This is a genomic window from Variovorax sp. LARHSF232, from assembly GCF_052871435.1.
Map to the genome: position 1 here is coordinate 1003598 of NZ_JBIXJS010000001.1, position 13659 is coordinate 1017256.

Annotated in this window: 16 protein-coding genes; 5 read left to right on the forward strand and 11 right to left on the reverse strand. The window is 67.0% G+C overall.

The window, feature by feature from the left end:
* Window positions 1-68: 68 nt before the first annotated feature.
* Window positions 69-356, reverse strand: coding sequence for a response regulator transcription factor (locus ACIPRI_RS04765; RefSeq protein WP_446620231.1), 288 nt, complete (start codon window positions 354-356; stop codon window positions 69-71).
* Window positions 357-490: 134 nt separating this feature from the next.
* On the opposite strand from ACIPRI_RS04765, the gene ACIPRI_RS04770 reads away from it, so the two are divergent.
* From ACIPRI_RS04770 to ACIPRI_RS04780, 3 genes are all read left to right on the forward strand, one after another.
* Window positions 491-1552 carry a class I SAM-dependent methyltransferase gene (locus ACIPRI_RS04770; RefSeq protein ID WP_446620232.1) on the forward strand — a complete coding sequence of 354 codons (1062 nt, stop codon included), beginning with the start codon at window positions 491-493 and terminating at the stop codon, window positions 1550-1552.
* A gap of 118 nt (window positions 1553-1670) precedes the next feature.
* Window positions 1671-2027, forward strand: coding sequence for an SPW repeat protein (locus ACIPRI_RS04775; protein ID WP_446620233.1), 357 nt, complete (start codon window positions 1671-1673; stop codon window positions 2025-2027).
* 236 nt (window positions 2028-2263) lie between these two features.
* Window positions 2264-3190 (forward strand): hypothetical protein, encoded by a 927-nt coding sequence (locus tag ACIPRI_RS04780; RefSeq protein ID WP_446620383.1) that lies wholly within the window; start codon window positions 2264-2266, stop codon window positions 3188-3190.
* 13 nt (window positions 3191-3203) lie between these two features.
* Here ACIPRI_RS04780 and ACIPRI_RS04785 read toward each other — a convergent pair whose 3' ends face one another.
* The 3 genes from ACIPRI_RS04785 to ACIPRI_RS04795 all read right to left on the reverse strand — a co-directional run bounded on the left by ACIPRI_RS04785 (window position 3204) and on the right by ACIPRI_RS04795 (window position 5849).
* The gene (locus ACIPRI_RS04785) at window positions 3204-4262 is read right to left on the reverse strand and encodes an SGNH/GDSL hydrolase family protein (RefSeq protein ID WP_446620234.1); all 1059 of its coding nucleotides are present in this window, start codon (window positions 4260-4262) and stop codon (window positions 3204-3206) included.
* A 14-nt stretch (window positions 4263-4276) separates the two neighbouring features.
* The gene (locus ACIPRI_RS04790) at window positions 4277-5164 is read right to left on the reverse strand and encodes an alpha/beta fold hydrolase (RefSeq protein ID WP_446620235.1); all 888 of its coding nucleotides are present in this window, start codon (window positions 5162-5164) and stop codon (window positions 4277-4279) included.
* A 70-nt stretch (window positions 5165-5234) separates the two neighbouring features.
* The gene (locus ACIPRI_RS04795; RefSeq protein WP_446620236.1) at window positions 5235-5849 is read right to left on the reverse strand and encodes an NAD(P)-dependent oxidoreductase; all 615 of its coding nucleotides are present in this window, start codon (window positions 5847-5849) and stop codon (window positions 5235-5237) included.
* A gap of 122 nt (window positions 5850-5971) precedes the next feature.
* Between ACIPRI_RS04795 and ACIPRI_RS04800 the strand changes: the two genes are divergently transcribed.
* Both ACIPRI_RS04800 and ACIPRI_RS04805 read left to right on the forward strand, forming a co-directional pair.
* Window positions 5972-6910 (forward strand): LysR family transcriptional regulator, encoded by a 939-nt coding sequence (locus ACIPRI_RS04800; protein ID WP_446620237.1) that lies wholly within the window; start codon window positions 5972-5974, stop codon window positions 6908-6910.
* A 260-nt stretch (window positions 6911-7170) separates the two neighbouring features.
* The gene (locus ACIPRI_RS04805) at window positions 7171-7521 is read left to right on the forward strand and encodes a hypothetical protein (RefSeq protein WP_446620238.1); all 351 of its coding nucleotides are present in this window, start codon (window positions 7171-7173) and stop codon (window positions 7519-7521) included.
* Here ACIPRI_RS04805 and ACIPRI_RS04810 read toward each other — a convergent pair.
* The 7 genes from ACIPRI_RS04810 to ACIPRI_RS04840 all read right to left on the reverse strand — a co-directional run bounded on the left by ACIPRI_RS04810 (window position 7518) and on the right by ACIPRI_RS04840 (window position 13509).
* Window positions 7518-8204 (reverse strand): dienelactone hydrolase family protein, encoded by a 687-nt coding sequence (locus ACIPRI_RS04810; protein ID WP_446620239.1) that lies wholly within the window; start codon window positions 8202-8204, stop codon window positions 7518-7520. The genes ACIPRI_RS04805 and ACIPRI_RS04810 overlap by 4 nt on opposite strands.
* 2 nt (window positions 8205-8206) lie before the next feature.
* Window positions 8207-9553, reverse strand: a complete 1347-nt coding sequence (locus ACIPRI_RS04815) for an erythromycin esterase family protein (protein ID WP_446620240.1) — start codon at window positions 9551-9553, stop codon at window positions 8207-8209.
* Window positions 9554-9586: 33 nt separating this feature from the next.
* The gene (locus tag ACIPRI_RS04820) at window positions 9587-10252 is read right to left on the reverse strand and encodes a phosphoribosyltransferase (protein ID WP_446620241.1); all 666 of its coding nucleotides are present in this window, start codon (window positions 10250-10252) and stop codon (window positions 9587-9589) included.
* Between the two features lie 137 nt (window positions 10253-10389).
* On the reverse strand, window positions 10390-10530 hold the full coding sequence (locus tag ACIPRI_RS04825; protein WP_446620242.1) for a hypothetical protein: 141 nt from the start codon (window positions 10528-10530) through the stop codon (window positions 10390-10392).
* Between the two features lie 19 nt (window positions 10531-10549).
* On the reverse strand, window positions 10550-10972 hold the full coding sequence (locus ACIPRI_RS04830; protein ID WP_446620243.1) for an Hsp20/alpha crystallin family protein: 423 nt from the start codon (window positions 10970-10972) through the stop codon (window positions 10550-10552).
* Window positions 10973-11107: 135 nt separating this feature from the next.
* Window positions 11108-12907 carry an ATP-binding response regulator gene (locus ACIPRI_RS04835; protein WP_446620244.1) on the reverse strand — a complete coding sequence of 600 codons (1800 nt, stop codon included), beginning with the start codon at window positions 12905-12907 and terminating at the stop codon, window positions 11108-11110.
* Entirely contained in the window at window positions 12907-13509 is a 603-nt protein-coding gene (locus ACIPRI_RS04840; protein WP_446620245.1) for a response regulator, read from the reverse strand. Before ACIPRI_RS04840 ends, ACIPRI_RS04835 begins: the two co-directional genes overlap by 1 nt.
* Between the last annotated feature and the right edge of the window lie 150 nt (window positions 13510-13659).

Here is a 13659-nt window from a genome sequence, read left to right on the forward strand (position 1 = left end):
TTGCGCTTCGAGGCGCCAAGCGCCGGGCGGGCGCGCCGGCTAACTGCTTGATTTGATTGAACATTCGATTATAGGTTTGGCCCCCACGTGCCCAGCGTCCGCATCACGGCCGCGGTGCGCGTCTCCACGCCCAGCTTCACGTACATGTGCTCCAGGTGCTTTTGCACGGTGCGTGCGCTGATGCCCAGCATCGCCGCGATGTCGGCGTCGGTCTTGCCGGTGGCCAGCCAACGCAGCACCTCGCGCTCGCGCGGCGTCAGGTCGGGTGCAATGGGCCACGCGCTTTTTGCCTCCAAGGCGGTCAGCGGGCCGAGCGCCTGGGCCTGGAAGTGGTCGTTGCGCGTCAGGTGGTTCATGGCGGACACCTCGCGTTGTTGGCGCTTGCTGTACGCAATCTTGCGTATTGGCCCCGCTACGCGCCGGCGGGACGATAAACCTTTTTCAGTATATGCACGGCAGCGACTCGCCGCATGCCGAGTGGAGGTGCGCCATGGCCATTCAGGAAGACAAGCTCAACGCCTTCATGGGCGAGTTCGTGCGCGATATCGGCGCGGTGATGCACGCGGCCACCGTGGTGGTGGGCGACCAGTTGGGGCTCTACAAATCGCTGGCCCAGGGCCCGGGCACGGCCGAGGAACTGGCCAAGCGTGCGGAGGTCGACGCGCGCTACCTGCGCGAATGGCTCAGCGCCCAGGCCGCCAGCGGCTACGTGGACTACGACCCGGCCAGCCAGCGCTTCTCGCTGAACGAGGAGCAGGCCTTTGCGCTGGCCGAGGAAGGCAGCCCGGCCTTCATTCCCGGCGCCTTCCAGATCGCGGTCGACCAGTTCAAGACCATCCCCAAGATGATGCAGGCCATGCGCACCGGCCTCGGCCTGGGCTGGCACGAGCACGACGCTGCCCTCTTCCACGGCACCGAGCGCTTCTTCCGGCCCGCCTACGCGGCCAACCTGGTCGACCAATGGCTTCCGGCGCTGACGGGCATCAAGGAGCGCCTGCAGGCCGGCGCCAAGGTGGCCGACGTGGGCTGCGGCCATGGCGCCTCCACCCTGCTCATGGCACAGGCCTTCCCGGCCTCGAGCTTCGTCGGCTACGACTACCACGCGCCATCCATCGAACAGGCGCAGGCCACGGCGCGCCAGGCCGGCGTGCCCGAGGAACGCCTGCGCTTCGAAGTCGCCAGCGCGCAGGACTATCCCGGCCAGGGCTTCGACCTGGTGGCCTTCTTCGACTGTCTGCACGACATGGGCGACCCGGTCGGCGCCGCCGCGCATGTGAAGCAGAGCCTGGCACCTGGTGGCAGCTGGCTCATCGTCGAGCCCTTTGCCAACGACAAGCTGGAAGACAACCTCAACCCGGTGGGCCGGGTCTTCTTCTCGGCCTCCACCTTCATCTGTACGCCGGCTTCGCGCGCGCAAAAAGGCGCCATGTGCCTGGGCGCGCAGGCAGGCGAGGCGCGCACGCGCGATATTGCCGCCCAAGGCGGCTTCACGCAGTTCCGGCGCGCTGCGGAGACGCCCTTCAACCTGGTCTACGAAGCACGCGCCGTGTGAATTTCTAGGCATGCCACCCTAAGCCACGGGCTGCCTGGGAACCGCGCCTCACCCGGCGCAATCGAACCCCTGCCGCCGCGAGGCGATCCCTTCATTTGGCGGCAGGAGGCATAGAACCATGAAGCAAATCAAGCATTGGCAGGACCCGCTGAGCGCTGTGCTGGGCCTGTGGCTGCTCTGCTCGCCCTGGGTCCTGGGGTTTGCCGAGCAAAACACGCCCACGGTGAACGCCGTCGTGTTTGGCATTGCGTTGATCGCAACCGCCATCGGCGCCACCTTCGTGCCGCGCGCCTGGGAGGAATGGACCGAAGGCGCGATCGGGGTGTGGCTGATCGTCTCGCCCTGGGCACTGGCTTTCGAGACCCTGCGCAACCCGATGATGAGCACGGTGCTGACCGGCATCGCGGTGTTGGTGCTCGCCCTGTGGGTGCTGGCCACCGACAAGGACTACATGGGCTGGCGGGCCGCCCACTGAACTGAAAGGTCCGCACGGCGCCCGCGGCGGGGCGCCGAATCCCGAGCCGCCGCAGATGACGCCCTCGTGTCAGGGTGCGGTGGTTCATTGTCGGTCCGGCATTGCGCTTGCCAGTAGGATCACCCGCTGTCGTGAATGGCGACAATGACACGTTCGAGAAGGGCGAACTCAAGATGCGGGCGAGATTGGGCTGGAGGAAAACCGCGGGCTTGTTGTCCGCGCGCTGGTTGGCCGCGATGGGCCTGGCCGGCGCGGCACTTGCCTGCATGAGCGAGGCGTCGGCGCAGCAGTTCCGCCTGCTCGACAACCGCATTTCGCAGCGGGCCAACGGCATCCTGTCGCTGATGGCCTATTCGGTGGTGCCGGACCTGGCCTCGAGCAGCCTGTCGGTCCAGAACGCCGAAACCGACAACCCCGGCGTCTACATGACCCAGCTGGGCGGCGGCGACACCATCAGCAAATCGATTCCGATCTACCTGGAAGGCGCGATCGCCTATAGCCGCTACGACCCGACCTTCATCGCCAGCAACGGCACCGAATCGCGCCGCATCCCGACGCGCTGGAACACGGTGACCGGCACGGGCGGCATCGGCTGGGACTTCCCGATCACCGACGAACTGGTCTTCCGGCCGATTTTCGACATCGCGCTGGGCAAGGTGGCGAGCGACCTGAAGGTGGGGGAATTCCTGCTGGAGCAGCGCCTCGACCGCAACATCGAATTCCTCGACGGCGGCACCATGAACGCCTACGGCCTCGGCGGCGCCGTCATGCTCGACTACGAACGGGTGCGCGAAGACACCACCGTGGACGTGGAGCTGCGCTACACCGACATCCGCCTCAAGACCTACGGCAACACCTCGGCCGCGGTGAAGGGTGAAGCCTCCGCGCGCACCGCCAACATCTACGCCCGCTACCGCGCGCCCACCGGCATGCGCGCGCTGGACCGCCCGGTGCGCTACGTGCTGGAGTTCTCGCACTCACGCTATCTGGGCGACCAGTCGGACATCCTCGGCTTCGACTACCTGAGCACCCTGGGCGCCGGGCTGGAGCTCGATACCAGCAAGTACAACCCGCTTTACGTCACCCGCCTGCGCGCTGTGCTGCGTTACATGTTCGGCAACAACGTGTCGGGCGTCTCGCTGGGGCTGGCGGCGAGCTTCTAGGCTCGCTCCCACTTCATTCCGTCAGCAAGCGCACCAGGCGCTCCACCTCTTCGTCGCTGATGGGCGTGACAGGCAGCCTGGCCACGTCGCGCAGATGCGCCACCATCGCCTGCGCCCACAGGACGTTCCACACCAGGCCGTTGTGGTCGTCGGCCAGCATGGAGTGGATGGGCGCGTCGCCGACCGAATGCGTCACCCGCAGCTTCGGGCCGATGGCCACCGTCTTGAAGGCCGGCTTGCCGACGGCATCGCGCGCGCCCCAGTGACGGCGAAACCAGGCGCGGTCGTCGAAGAAGCTGGTGTTGGGCACCTGGGCGACGATGGCGCGCAGGCCCTGGTCGTGGGCGTCGAACATGCGCGCGATGTTGTCGATCTCGCGCGCCGACTGCCAGCGCTGCAGGTAGGCGGCGTCCTGCGAATCCTCGAAGGCGTTGACCAGCACGATGTGGGTGTCCGGATGGCGGCTGCGAATCAACGCCACCGCTTCCCGAAAGTACGCCTGGCAGCCTTGCAGCGCGGCCTGCACCGCGGGCACGCCCGGCGTCTGCGCCTGGATGTCGATGACACGGGCCAGGTCCGACAGCCCGATTCGGATCACCACCACGCCGTGCTTCCAGCGTTGCGGCTCCTGGTCCATCAACCGGACCAGGCGCGGCGCCTGGCGCCGCCGCGTGCCCATCAGCTGGCTGCAATCGGCGCCGTCGTTGGCGAAGTTGTAGCGGTAGTCTTCCTTGCGTGGCGCGCGTGCCACCGGGATGCCCAGCACGTCGAGCCAGCGCAGGCTCGGATTCGAAACACCCGAGATCTCCCAGGGGCCGGGATCGACTTCGTTGCCGCGCAGGCGGGCAATGACCTCGCCCCAGTTCAAGGTGCGCGCCCGGTAGGTGCCGCCGCGCTGCTCGGGGTTGGGGAGCGAGATTCGGTCCTGGTAGGACAGGCTGTTGGAGTCGCCCATCACGGCCAGCGAGACCTTGGCGCCAGAGGGTTGGGCCGCACTCATGACGGCGGCCAGCGACAGGGAAATTGAGATGGTTCTGAAGATCCGGCTTGCATGGGCATGTAGAAGTTGCATGACGATTGCGTATGTCAAGAGCGCTTGCGGAGGAAGCGCTCGGCAAAGTCCGCCACCACAGGGGCGATTTCCGCCAGGCACTCCTCCAGTGCAAAGTGCCCGGTGTCGAACAGATGCAGTTGGGCACTTGGCAGATCGCGCAGATAGGCGCGTGCGCCGGCTTCCAGAAAGAAGGGGTCGCTCCGGCCCCACAAGACCAGTGTCGGCGGCTGGTGCTTGCGCAGCCAGGCCTGCCACGCCGGGTAGCGCTGCAAGTTGCTGTGGTAGTCCAGCGCCAGCTCGACCTGGATCTGCGCTCGGCCTGGCAACTCCAGGAAGTGCTGATCCAGCGTCCAGTTGTCGGGCGAGATGCGCTCGGGTTGACGCGCACCGGTGAGGTACTGGCTGCGCGTCACTTCCGGCGCGAGCAGTCCGCGCACCTGCTCGGCAGCGTTGGGCGACGCAGGCGTCTGGGCCGCAAGGGCGCGCGCCATGTCGCTCAGGCCTTCGTCGTAGGCATTGGCGTTCTGCAGCACCAGGCCGGCGACGCGCTCGGGATGTGCCTCGATCAGGCGCAGGCCCACCGGGCCGCCGTAGTCGAACATATAGAGGACGAAGCGCTTCAGGCCCAGCACTTCACAAAAGGCGTCCATGAGCCGGGCCAGCTCGTCGAAGGTGTAGCGCTGCGTGCCGCGCGCCGACAGCGGCGCGGGTGCGTCGCTGTAGCCAAAGCCCGGCATGTCCGGCGCAATCAGCCGAAAGCGCGTTCCCAGCGATTCCATCAGCCGCTGGTACTGGTGCGACGAGGAAGGAAAGCCGTGCAGCAGCAACAGCACCGGCGCGTCCAGGGGCCCGGCCTCGCGATAGAAGATGCGCAGGCCGCCGACGTCGGCAAAGCGATGGGAGACGGAAGCGTTCGACATGGACTGGCCTTTCTCTTTTTCTTTGCTTGATCCCCCGCGGGGGCGGGCCGGGCTAGCCCGGCCTGGGGGCTCAATAGCCTACCGTGAAGCGCTGGCGCGAATGCCTGGGCGACTCCAGTTCGTCGACCAGGGCCAGCGCCAGGTCTTCGATCGAGATGTGGCTGGCGCCCTTGGCGTCGACCAGTAACTGATCACCGCCGATGCGGAACTGGCCGGTGCGCTGGCCGGGCTGCAGCAGCGCCGAGGGCGAGACCAGGGTCCAGTCGATCGCGGTCTCCTGGCGCAGCAGGCGCAGGAAGTCGCGCGCGGCCAGGGCTTCGCCCTTGTAGGCCGCCGGGAAGTTGGGGGTGTCGACCAGATCGACGCCCGACGCCACTTGCAGGCTGCCGGCGCCGCCCACCACCAGCACGCGCGGCACGCCGGCGCGCTTGACGGCCTCGAGGATCGGCGCTGCGTCGACCTGGCTGTACTTGACGGAGATGATGGCCACGTCGTGGCCGGCCAACTCGGCCGCGAGCTTGTCGCTTTCTTTGCTCACGTCCAGAGCCAGCACCTTCAGCCCGGCGCGCGGCGCCAGCGACGCGGGGTTGCGGGCGATGGCAGTCACCTGGTGGCTGCGCTCGAGCGCCTCGCCCAGGATGCGGGAACCGACTTGGCCGGTGGCGCCAATCAATGCGATCTTCATTTGCGTGTCCTTTGAGAGTGAATGTTGATGAAGGGGATGGGCTGAAGATTAGGGCCGCGGGGGTGTTTCGATAAGATGGACAATCGTGCTTTCTTAGTTCATCCAAACTGGACAATCGAAAAATGCAGCAGGCCCTGGGCAGCGTCAACCTGAATCGGCTGGTGGTGTTCGTCGCCGTGGTGGAAGCGGGCTCGCTGTCGGCCGCGGCGCGCCGGCTCGGCCTGGCCAAGACCATGGTCAGCGCGCACCTGCAGCGGCTGGAGGCCGAGATCGGTGCCAGCCTGCTCTTGCGCACCACCCGGCGCCAGAGCCTGACCGATGCCGGCGAAGCCTTCTACGAAGCAAGCCGGCGCATCGTGCGCGACGCCGAAGAAGCCATCAGCGCCGCCGGGCAGGACACGGCGCAACCGCGCGGCCTGCTGCGCGTGACGGCGCCCATCGACTATGCCGCCAGCGTGGTGGCGCCGGTCGCGGTGGCGCTGCGTCGGCGCCATCCGGCGCTGAAGATCGAGCTGCTCGCCGGCGACCGCGTGGTCGACATGATGAAAGAAGGCATCGACGTCGCCGTGCGCGTCGGGCGGCTGGCCGATTCCGGCCTGCAAGCCACCCGCATCGGCAGCTTCAGCGAATGGCTGGTGGCCAGCCCCCGCCTGTTTGACGACCAGCCGGCGCCCGCCAAGCCGGAAGCGCTTGCCGGCTTGCCCTTCGTGGCCCTGTCGGTGCTGCGGCAGCCGGCCAGCTGGACCTTCACCAGCGCCAGCGGCAAAACCCGGCGCGCGGTGCGCTTCGAGCTCTCGCTGTTGGCCAACACCTCGCATGCGGTGCGCTCGGCGGTGCTGGCCGGCGGAGGCCTGGCCGTGCTGCCGGACTACGCGGTCAAGGCGGATGTGGCGGCGGGCCGGCTGTTGCACCTGCTGCCCCAATGGACCCTGCCCGAAAGCGGCATCCATGCGGTGTTTCCGGCCGCCCGGCATCGGCCGAAAAAGGTGCGCGTCTTTCTGGACGCGCTCAAGCAGCACGTGGAGCGCGCCGGCGCCGAACCGCTTTTGCCGCTGGACTAGTTCCGGAATTGACCGAGCCCGCCGCGACCAGGTCAATTGACCGACTCGGCCCCACCGCGAATTGACGAAATAGCCGAAAGGGAAACCGCCTTCCGCCATCTATTTGCTTTCCGGCAACAAATGCAGGCCGGATCGTGAGCAATTGGCGATGCTAGGGCGTTTGTCGTATTGCGCTTCTGTCCGCCCGAATCTAATCTTGCGCAAAAGCTGTCCAGGTGGCCAGCAACGCTTTCGTCTGAACGAGTTAGGGCGGAAAATTCATGTTGGGTGCAATCTTAGTTCTTATTTTTTTCGTGCTCGTGGTGCGCGAGTTGCGCCTGCATTTCTGGCTGCGGGGCAGCACGCTAATTCGAAGCCGGCGCAAAGGCGCTGTTCGCATTGAACTGCGTCGCCGCGTCGCCATGGAGCAGTTGCCCCGGCATGTGTCCCAATTTCCCGTTCCGCGGGAAGAGCGAATTCTGGTGGGCCGGCTTTTTGGCTGCGTTCTATGGCACCGGGAAGAAAGCGTAGCGCTGCCGGAAGCCGCCTGCACGCATCTGGGCGAGATCACGCCACAGGAATTCGACCGCGAATTTCCCGCATGGCTGCGGGTCATGGGCAAAGCCAGCTAGGAAGCCTGAACGGCAGACCGAGGATCGAGATGGCGCAGGAACCAGTCGCGCGCCAGCGCGGAGACGGCCTCGAGCGTGCCGGGCTCTTCGAACAGGTGCGTGGCGCCGGGCACGATCTCCATGTGCTTCTTGCTGCGCAGCAATGCAAGTGCTTGCCGGTTCAGATCGATCACCACGTCGTCGTTGCCGCCCACGATGAGCAGCGTCGGCGCCGCCACGCGTTCCAGGGCCGGCCCGGCCAGGTCCGGCCGGCCTCCGCGGGAGACCACGGCGCGCACCACGTCGGGCCGCTGCGCGGCGGCCACCAGCGCGGCACCGGCGCCCGTGCTCGCGCCGAAATAGCCGATCTCGACATGCGTCGGCCCTGAAGTGCGCAGCCAGTCGGTCAGGCCGGCGAGCCGCTGCGCGAGCAAGCCGATGTCGAAGCGCAATTGGCGCGTGCGCTCGTCGACCCTTTCTTCGTCGGGCGTCAGCAGGTCGGCAAGCAGGGTCGCCAACCCGGCCGCGTTGAGCGCCCGGGCGACCTGGCGGTTGCGCGGGCTGAAGCGGCTGCTCCCGCTTCCATGGGCGAAAAGCACGAGTCCACGAGGTGCCTCGGGCAGGTTGAGGTCGGCGTCGAGCGTGGTGGCGCCCACCGGAATCCGAAGCGCACGCTGCTCGCTGGAGGGCGGCACTGCTTTCATGATCACATCCCGCTGGGATAGGTTTCGGGCGCCTCGGCGTCCGTCCATCCGGCCTCGCGCTCCAGCGGTTCGACCGCATGTGACTGGTCGAAATGAATCAGCGCATCGAACTGCGCCGGCAGCTGAGCGAAAAAGTAGTGGCTCTGCCGCTCCGTCTCCGGGCGGTAGATGACGCCGATTGCACGTTCGAGCCGAGTTTCCTGCAGTGCCTGCGCGTGGCTTCCGCCGCCACGCAACGGCAGCATGAATCGATCCATCCCGGTCGCATGCAGAAGGCCTTCATAGCTGTCGGTGCGCGACGGAACGACCTGCTTGCGCTCGGCCGGGGCGCCCCAGTCCGATGCGGCGGTGACCGTCCCGGCATGGGTGGTGAAGCCCACCAGCACCGCGTCGTCGCCATGGCGTTCTCGCACCAGCTGGCCAACGTTGAGTTCGCCGCGGCGCCCGCCCATCTCCGTGGCGCGCGCATCGCCGAGGTGCGAGTTATGCGCCCACACCACGATCCTGGGACGCCTGACGCGCCGCCCCAGGTGGCGCTCGAGCTCGGCCAGGGTCTCGACCATGTGCTGGTCGCGCAGATTCCATGACGACACGTCGCTCAGGTACATCGAGCGGTAGTACGACTCCGCGTTCTTCACCAGGCGGGCGTTCTGCTCGGCGTTGAACGTTTCCTCCTGGTCGATGGCGTTGCCGCCGCCCACCGCCGTCGCGGCGCGGCGGCGCATCTCGACCAGCATGTCGATCACCGCCTGCTCGCACGAGGCGGCGGAGCCGAGGCCGACCATCAATCCATAGACCTGGCTGTCGTCGCCGAACTGGTCGAAGCAGGCGTAGCGTTCGCGCGCGCGGCGCGCCGTCTGGGCGTCCGTCTTTTCGAAGTAGCGCAGCACGGCCTCCATCGAACTCGCCAGGCTGTAGAGGTCGAGCCCGTAGAACCCCGTTCCTTCCTGCGCCGGCCTGGGGGCATTGAAAGCGCGCTGCCACTCGACGAAATCGACGACATCGGTGTTGCGCCACATCCAGGTCGGAAAGCGCTTGAAGCCGGCCAGCGCGTCGCGCGCAGTGGCGTCGTCGCCGGTGCCGCGCACGAAACGATTCACCCGGTAGGCATCCGGCCAGTCGCCTTCGATGGCCACGGCGTCGAAGCCTTTTTCTTCCATCAAGCGCCGGGTGATGGCTGCGCGCTCGCGGTAGAACTCGTGCGTACCGTGGGTGGCCTCACCCAGCAGCACGAAGTGGGCATCGCCGATCAGGTCGAGCAGCGCGTCATGGTCGGTGCCGGCGCCGCGCAGGGAATGCGCAGCGCCGCGCAGCGCATCGAGCTGTTTCGCAGTGCCGTTCGGTTTCATCGTCTTCCCCCAAACAGTCGCCTGCAGCCGCAATCAGGCCGAGAGCTCAGCCAGACGCTTTTGCGCAAGCCTCAGCAGCGTGCAAACCTCGTCGTCGCTGGTTTGCGAGAAGTCCTGGTACCACAGGCCAACCGCGCGGAAGGGCCAGGGCGTCCTGGCGCAAATCACGTCATCGGCCTCGGTGCGAAGGGACTCGCAGGTGTCGGCTGCGGCGATGGGCACCGCAACGACGATGCGGGCGGGGTGTTGCGTGCGCAGCGCCCTCGCCGCAACCAGCATGGTCGAGCCGGTGGCCAGTCCGTCGTCGATGAGGATTGCCGTGCGTCCGCGCACCTCCGGCGGCGGCCGGTTGCCTCGGTACAGGCGCTCGCGCCTCTCCAGTTCAATCTGTTCGGCGTGCACCACATCCTCGATCGCGGCGGTAGAGATGCCGAGTTCATGCACCACGCCATCGTTCAGCACCCTCAGGCCGCCACTGGCCATGGCGCCCATCGCGTACTCCTCGTGGCCCGGAACGCCGAGCTTTCGCACGACGATCACATCGAGCGGTGCATGCAGGGCAAGCGCCACTTCGAACGCCACCGGCACGCCGCCGCGCGGTAGCGCGAGCACGATCGAATCGCGTCCGCGGTAGGCAGACAGCCGCTTACCAAGCTCCTGCCCGGCCGCTCTGCGATCACGGAATACTTCCGATGCCATTTCGCTTCTCTCGCGCAAGCCTGCCTGGGCCCGCGCATGGAAGCCATCTTATTTTTCTTTGCCATCGCAGCGATGTAGGGCGATGCTCAAATCGGCGTAGGCGCGGCGACAGCGTGCTCCCGCCAGATCGCGCTTCGTCACGCCTGGCGCCAAGACAGCACCGACACAGCAACCAGGCAGAGCGCGACGAACACGATCGGCTCCCCGAGGCCGATCTTGTTCGGGAGCGCAGCCAAGTGCGCGCCCGAGGGGATCAGCGCGAGCGCGCCGACTCCCATTGAATGGTCATGTCGCGAACTATTCGATCTTCAGCACGCGGCTGGAGCTTCCCTGGCGCTTGGGCAGCGTGAGGCGCAGCACGCCATCTTCCAGCTTGGCGGCAGCGGTCTTTTCATCGACGTCGCTGCCGAGCGTGAAGCCGCGCGAGACGCTGCCGTGGCAGGTTTCCTTCGTCAGCGTGCGCCCATGCTTTTCTTCGAGTTCCTTCTTGATCTCGGCGGAGATCGAAACGTAGTTGCCGTCGATCGAGACGCGGATGTCTTCCTTCTTCGCGCCAGGAATTTCCGCGCTAACCAAGTATTCCTTGTCGTTCTCGCTGATATCGACGCGAATGTCGGACGGCATCTCGACCTCGCCAAGCATCTGCAGCGGCCGCGACCAGCGGCGCATCATCTCGGGGAACAGGTTGTCCATTCGTTCCAGATGGGTCAGGGCATTCATGATGATTGGCTCCCGTAAAGATGGTTGCGAAACACGTCGCCTGCTGTACGCAAAGAGAAACGGCGACGCCCTCAATCAACATGTTCGGCAGTTGCCAAGCCCCTGCCATGCACGAGGAATTCGGGTTTTGGCCCGCTAAGCCGCCAGTCCGGCAAAGGAAGAATCGAGCGCGCGTCCGGCCAGGACATAGCCCATGGCGCGGTGCAGTTCGCGCGGCAGCACCGGCTTGTGCAGCAATGGCACGCCGGTGGCCAGGGCTTCGCGCAGGCGCTGCGGTGCCGTGTCGCCGGTAATCAGCAGCACCGGCAGCTGCGCACCGAACTCGCCGCGCAGATCGGCCACGGCGCCGGCGCCGGTGCGCTGCTCGCGCAACCGGTAGTCGATGATGGCCAGGTCGGGCCGGTTCACGCGAGCCAGGGCGCGGGCCTCCTCGATCGAGTCGGCCACGTCGCATTCGCAGCCCCAGGCCTGCAGCAGCTGGCGCATGCCGGCACGCACGGTTTCGTCATCGTCGATCACCAGCACGCGCACATCGGAAAAGGCGTTCAACGCGGACTGGCTGCTGCCGCCTTCCCGCGCCGCCACCACGCCGACGCGCGCAGTGGCCAGGCCGAACCTGAAGACACTGCCGCGCCCCGGGGTCGAGGCCAGGCGCAGCTCTTGTCCCAGCGCGCGCGCCAGGCCCTGCGCGATGGCCAGGCCCAGGCCAAGGCCCTTGCGCCGGTCGCGCTCGGCATTGCCCAGCTGGTGGAACTCGCGAAAGATGGCCTGGTGCTGCGCCGCCTCGATGCCCACCCCGGTATCCCACACCTCCAGCACCGTGCTGTCGCCGCGCTTGCGGCAGGCCACCAGCACGCCGCCACGCTCGGTGTAGCGAATGGCGTTGGACACCAGGTTGCGCAGGATCAGCCCCACCAGCGCCGGATCGCCATGCACCACCGCATGCGTCTCGCGCGAGCGGTAGACGATGCCCTTGGCATCGGCCAGCGGGGCCAGTTCGTTCTCGATGCGGTTGAGCAGCGGCTGCAGCGCAAACACCTGCCATTGCGGCTGCACCACGCCGGCTTCCAGCCGCGAGAAGTCGAGCAGGGTGTCGAGCATCTCGGCCGAGGCTTGCCAGGTGGCGCGTGCATTGGCCAGCGCGGCCTCCTGCTCGACCGTGAGCCGGGTGCGCGCCAGCACTTCCAGGAACAGGCCCTGGGCGTGAATGGGCTGGCGCAGGTCATGGCTGGCGGCGGCCAAGAACTTGGACTTGGCCAGGTTGGCTTCTTCGGCCGCACGGTGCGCCTCCTGCGCATGGTCGGTCTCGACGCGCAGGCGTTCGATCAGATCGAGGTTCTCGAAGCGCAGCGCAATGGCGCGGCGCGCCGCGCGGGTGCCGTTGCGCGCCTGGCCGATCAGGGCGGCCACATAAAGCAGCACTGCCACCGCGAGCGTCCTGTAGGCCGGATCGCCCATGGTCCACAGCTTGGTGGACAGCACCAGTGCCTCGGCGGCGCCGAACACCACGAACACCGGATAGATCGGCGCCAGCGAAGACATGGAACTGCCCGCCACACCCGCCAGCACCGCCACTACCAGCACGCTGCCCGCCACGGTGGTGGTGCCGAGCGCCGCCCAGCCCAGGGCACCCCAGGCCGCGCCATCGATCAGGTTGAGCACCATCTTGCGCTTGAGCAGGCCGCGCACGGCTTCCGGCGTGATGATCGAGGCCAGCAGGCGCCGTGCATCCCAGGCCAGGAAGAGCTTGAAGATGACGATGAGCGCGCACCAGGCACACAGCGCCAGCGCGTTCTGCTCGTTGGCCAGCACCCAGACCAGGATCGGCGCCACCACCAGCGTCGGGATCACCGAGCTGCCGATATTGCCCAGCTGCAGCCGCAGCTGCTCGACCAGCATGCGGTCTTCGGGAAGACGCTGCCGGTCGGCCGTCATCAGGCCACGATGCCGCGCTGGCGCGCCGCGAAGCCGGCCTCGGAGCGGCTGGATACCTGCAATGCCGCCAGCACCGCCTGCACATGGCCGCGCACCGTGTTCTCGGAAAGGTTGAGCCGGCGCCCGATCACCTTGTTGGACAGCCCCTGGCACATCAGGTCGAGCACCTCGCTCTGGCGCGGCGTCAACAGCGCGCTGTGCTGCGCCGGCTGATGGTCCGCATTCACCGGCAAGCCGCGCCGAACCTGCGCGATCACCGCCAGGATCTTGTCCGCCGGGTCGGCCTTGGAGACAAATGCGGCGGCGCCGCGCTCGATGGCCATCGTGATCTTCTGCGGCGCAAGCTCGGACGACAGGATGATCACCGCCGCCTGCGGCCAACGCCGCTTGATGAGGGCGATGCCCTCCAGGCCGTTGAGGCCATGCAACTGAATGTCGAGCAGCACCAGCGCGGGCTCGATGGCCGGTATGCGCATGGCTTCTTCCAGCGAGGCGACTTCGCTCACCTCCAGGTCCGGGATGGCGGCACTCAGGACCATGCGCAGCCCGCAGCGGAACAGCGAATGGTCGTCGACAAGAAGAATTCGGGGTGGCAGCAGCATGGACCGATCGATTCTGCCCAAAGCGCCCGCGGCGCGACCGGTCCAAATGGACTATTTACGCCCTCCGCCCTTGCGGAGAGGATTGCCGCATCAGTACTTCTTCTTACTACTTCCGAACAAGCGGCCCGCCGGCCGAATATGAGTGCGCGA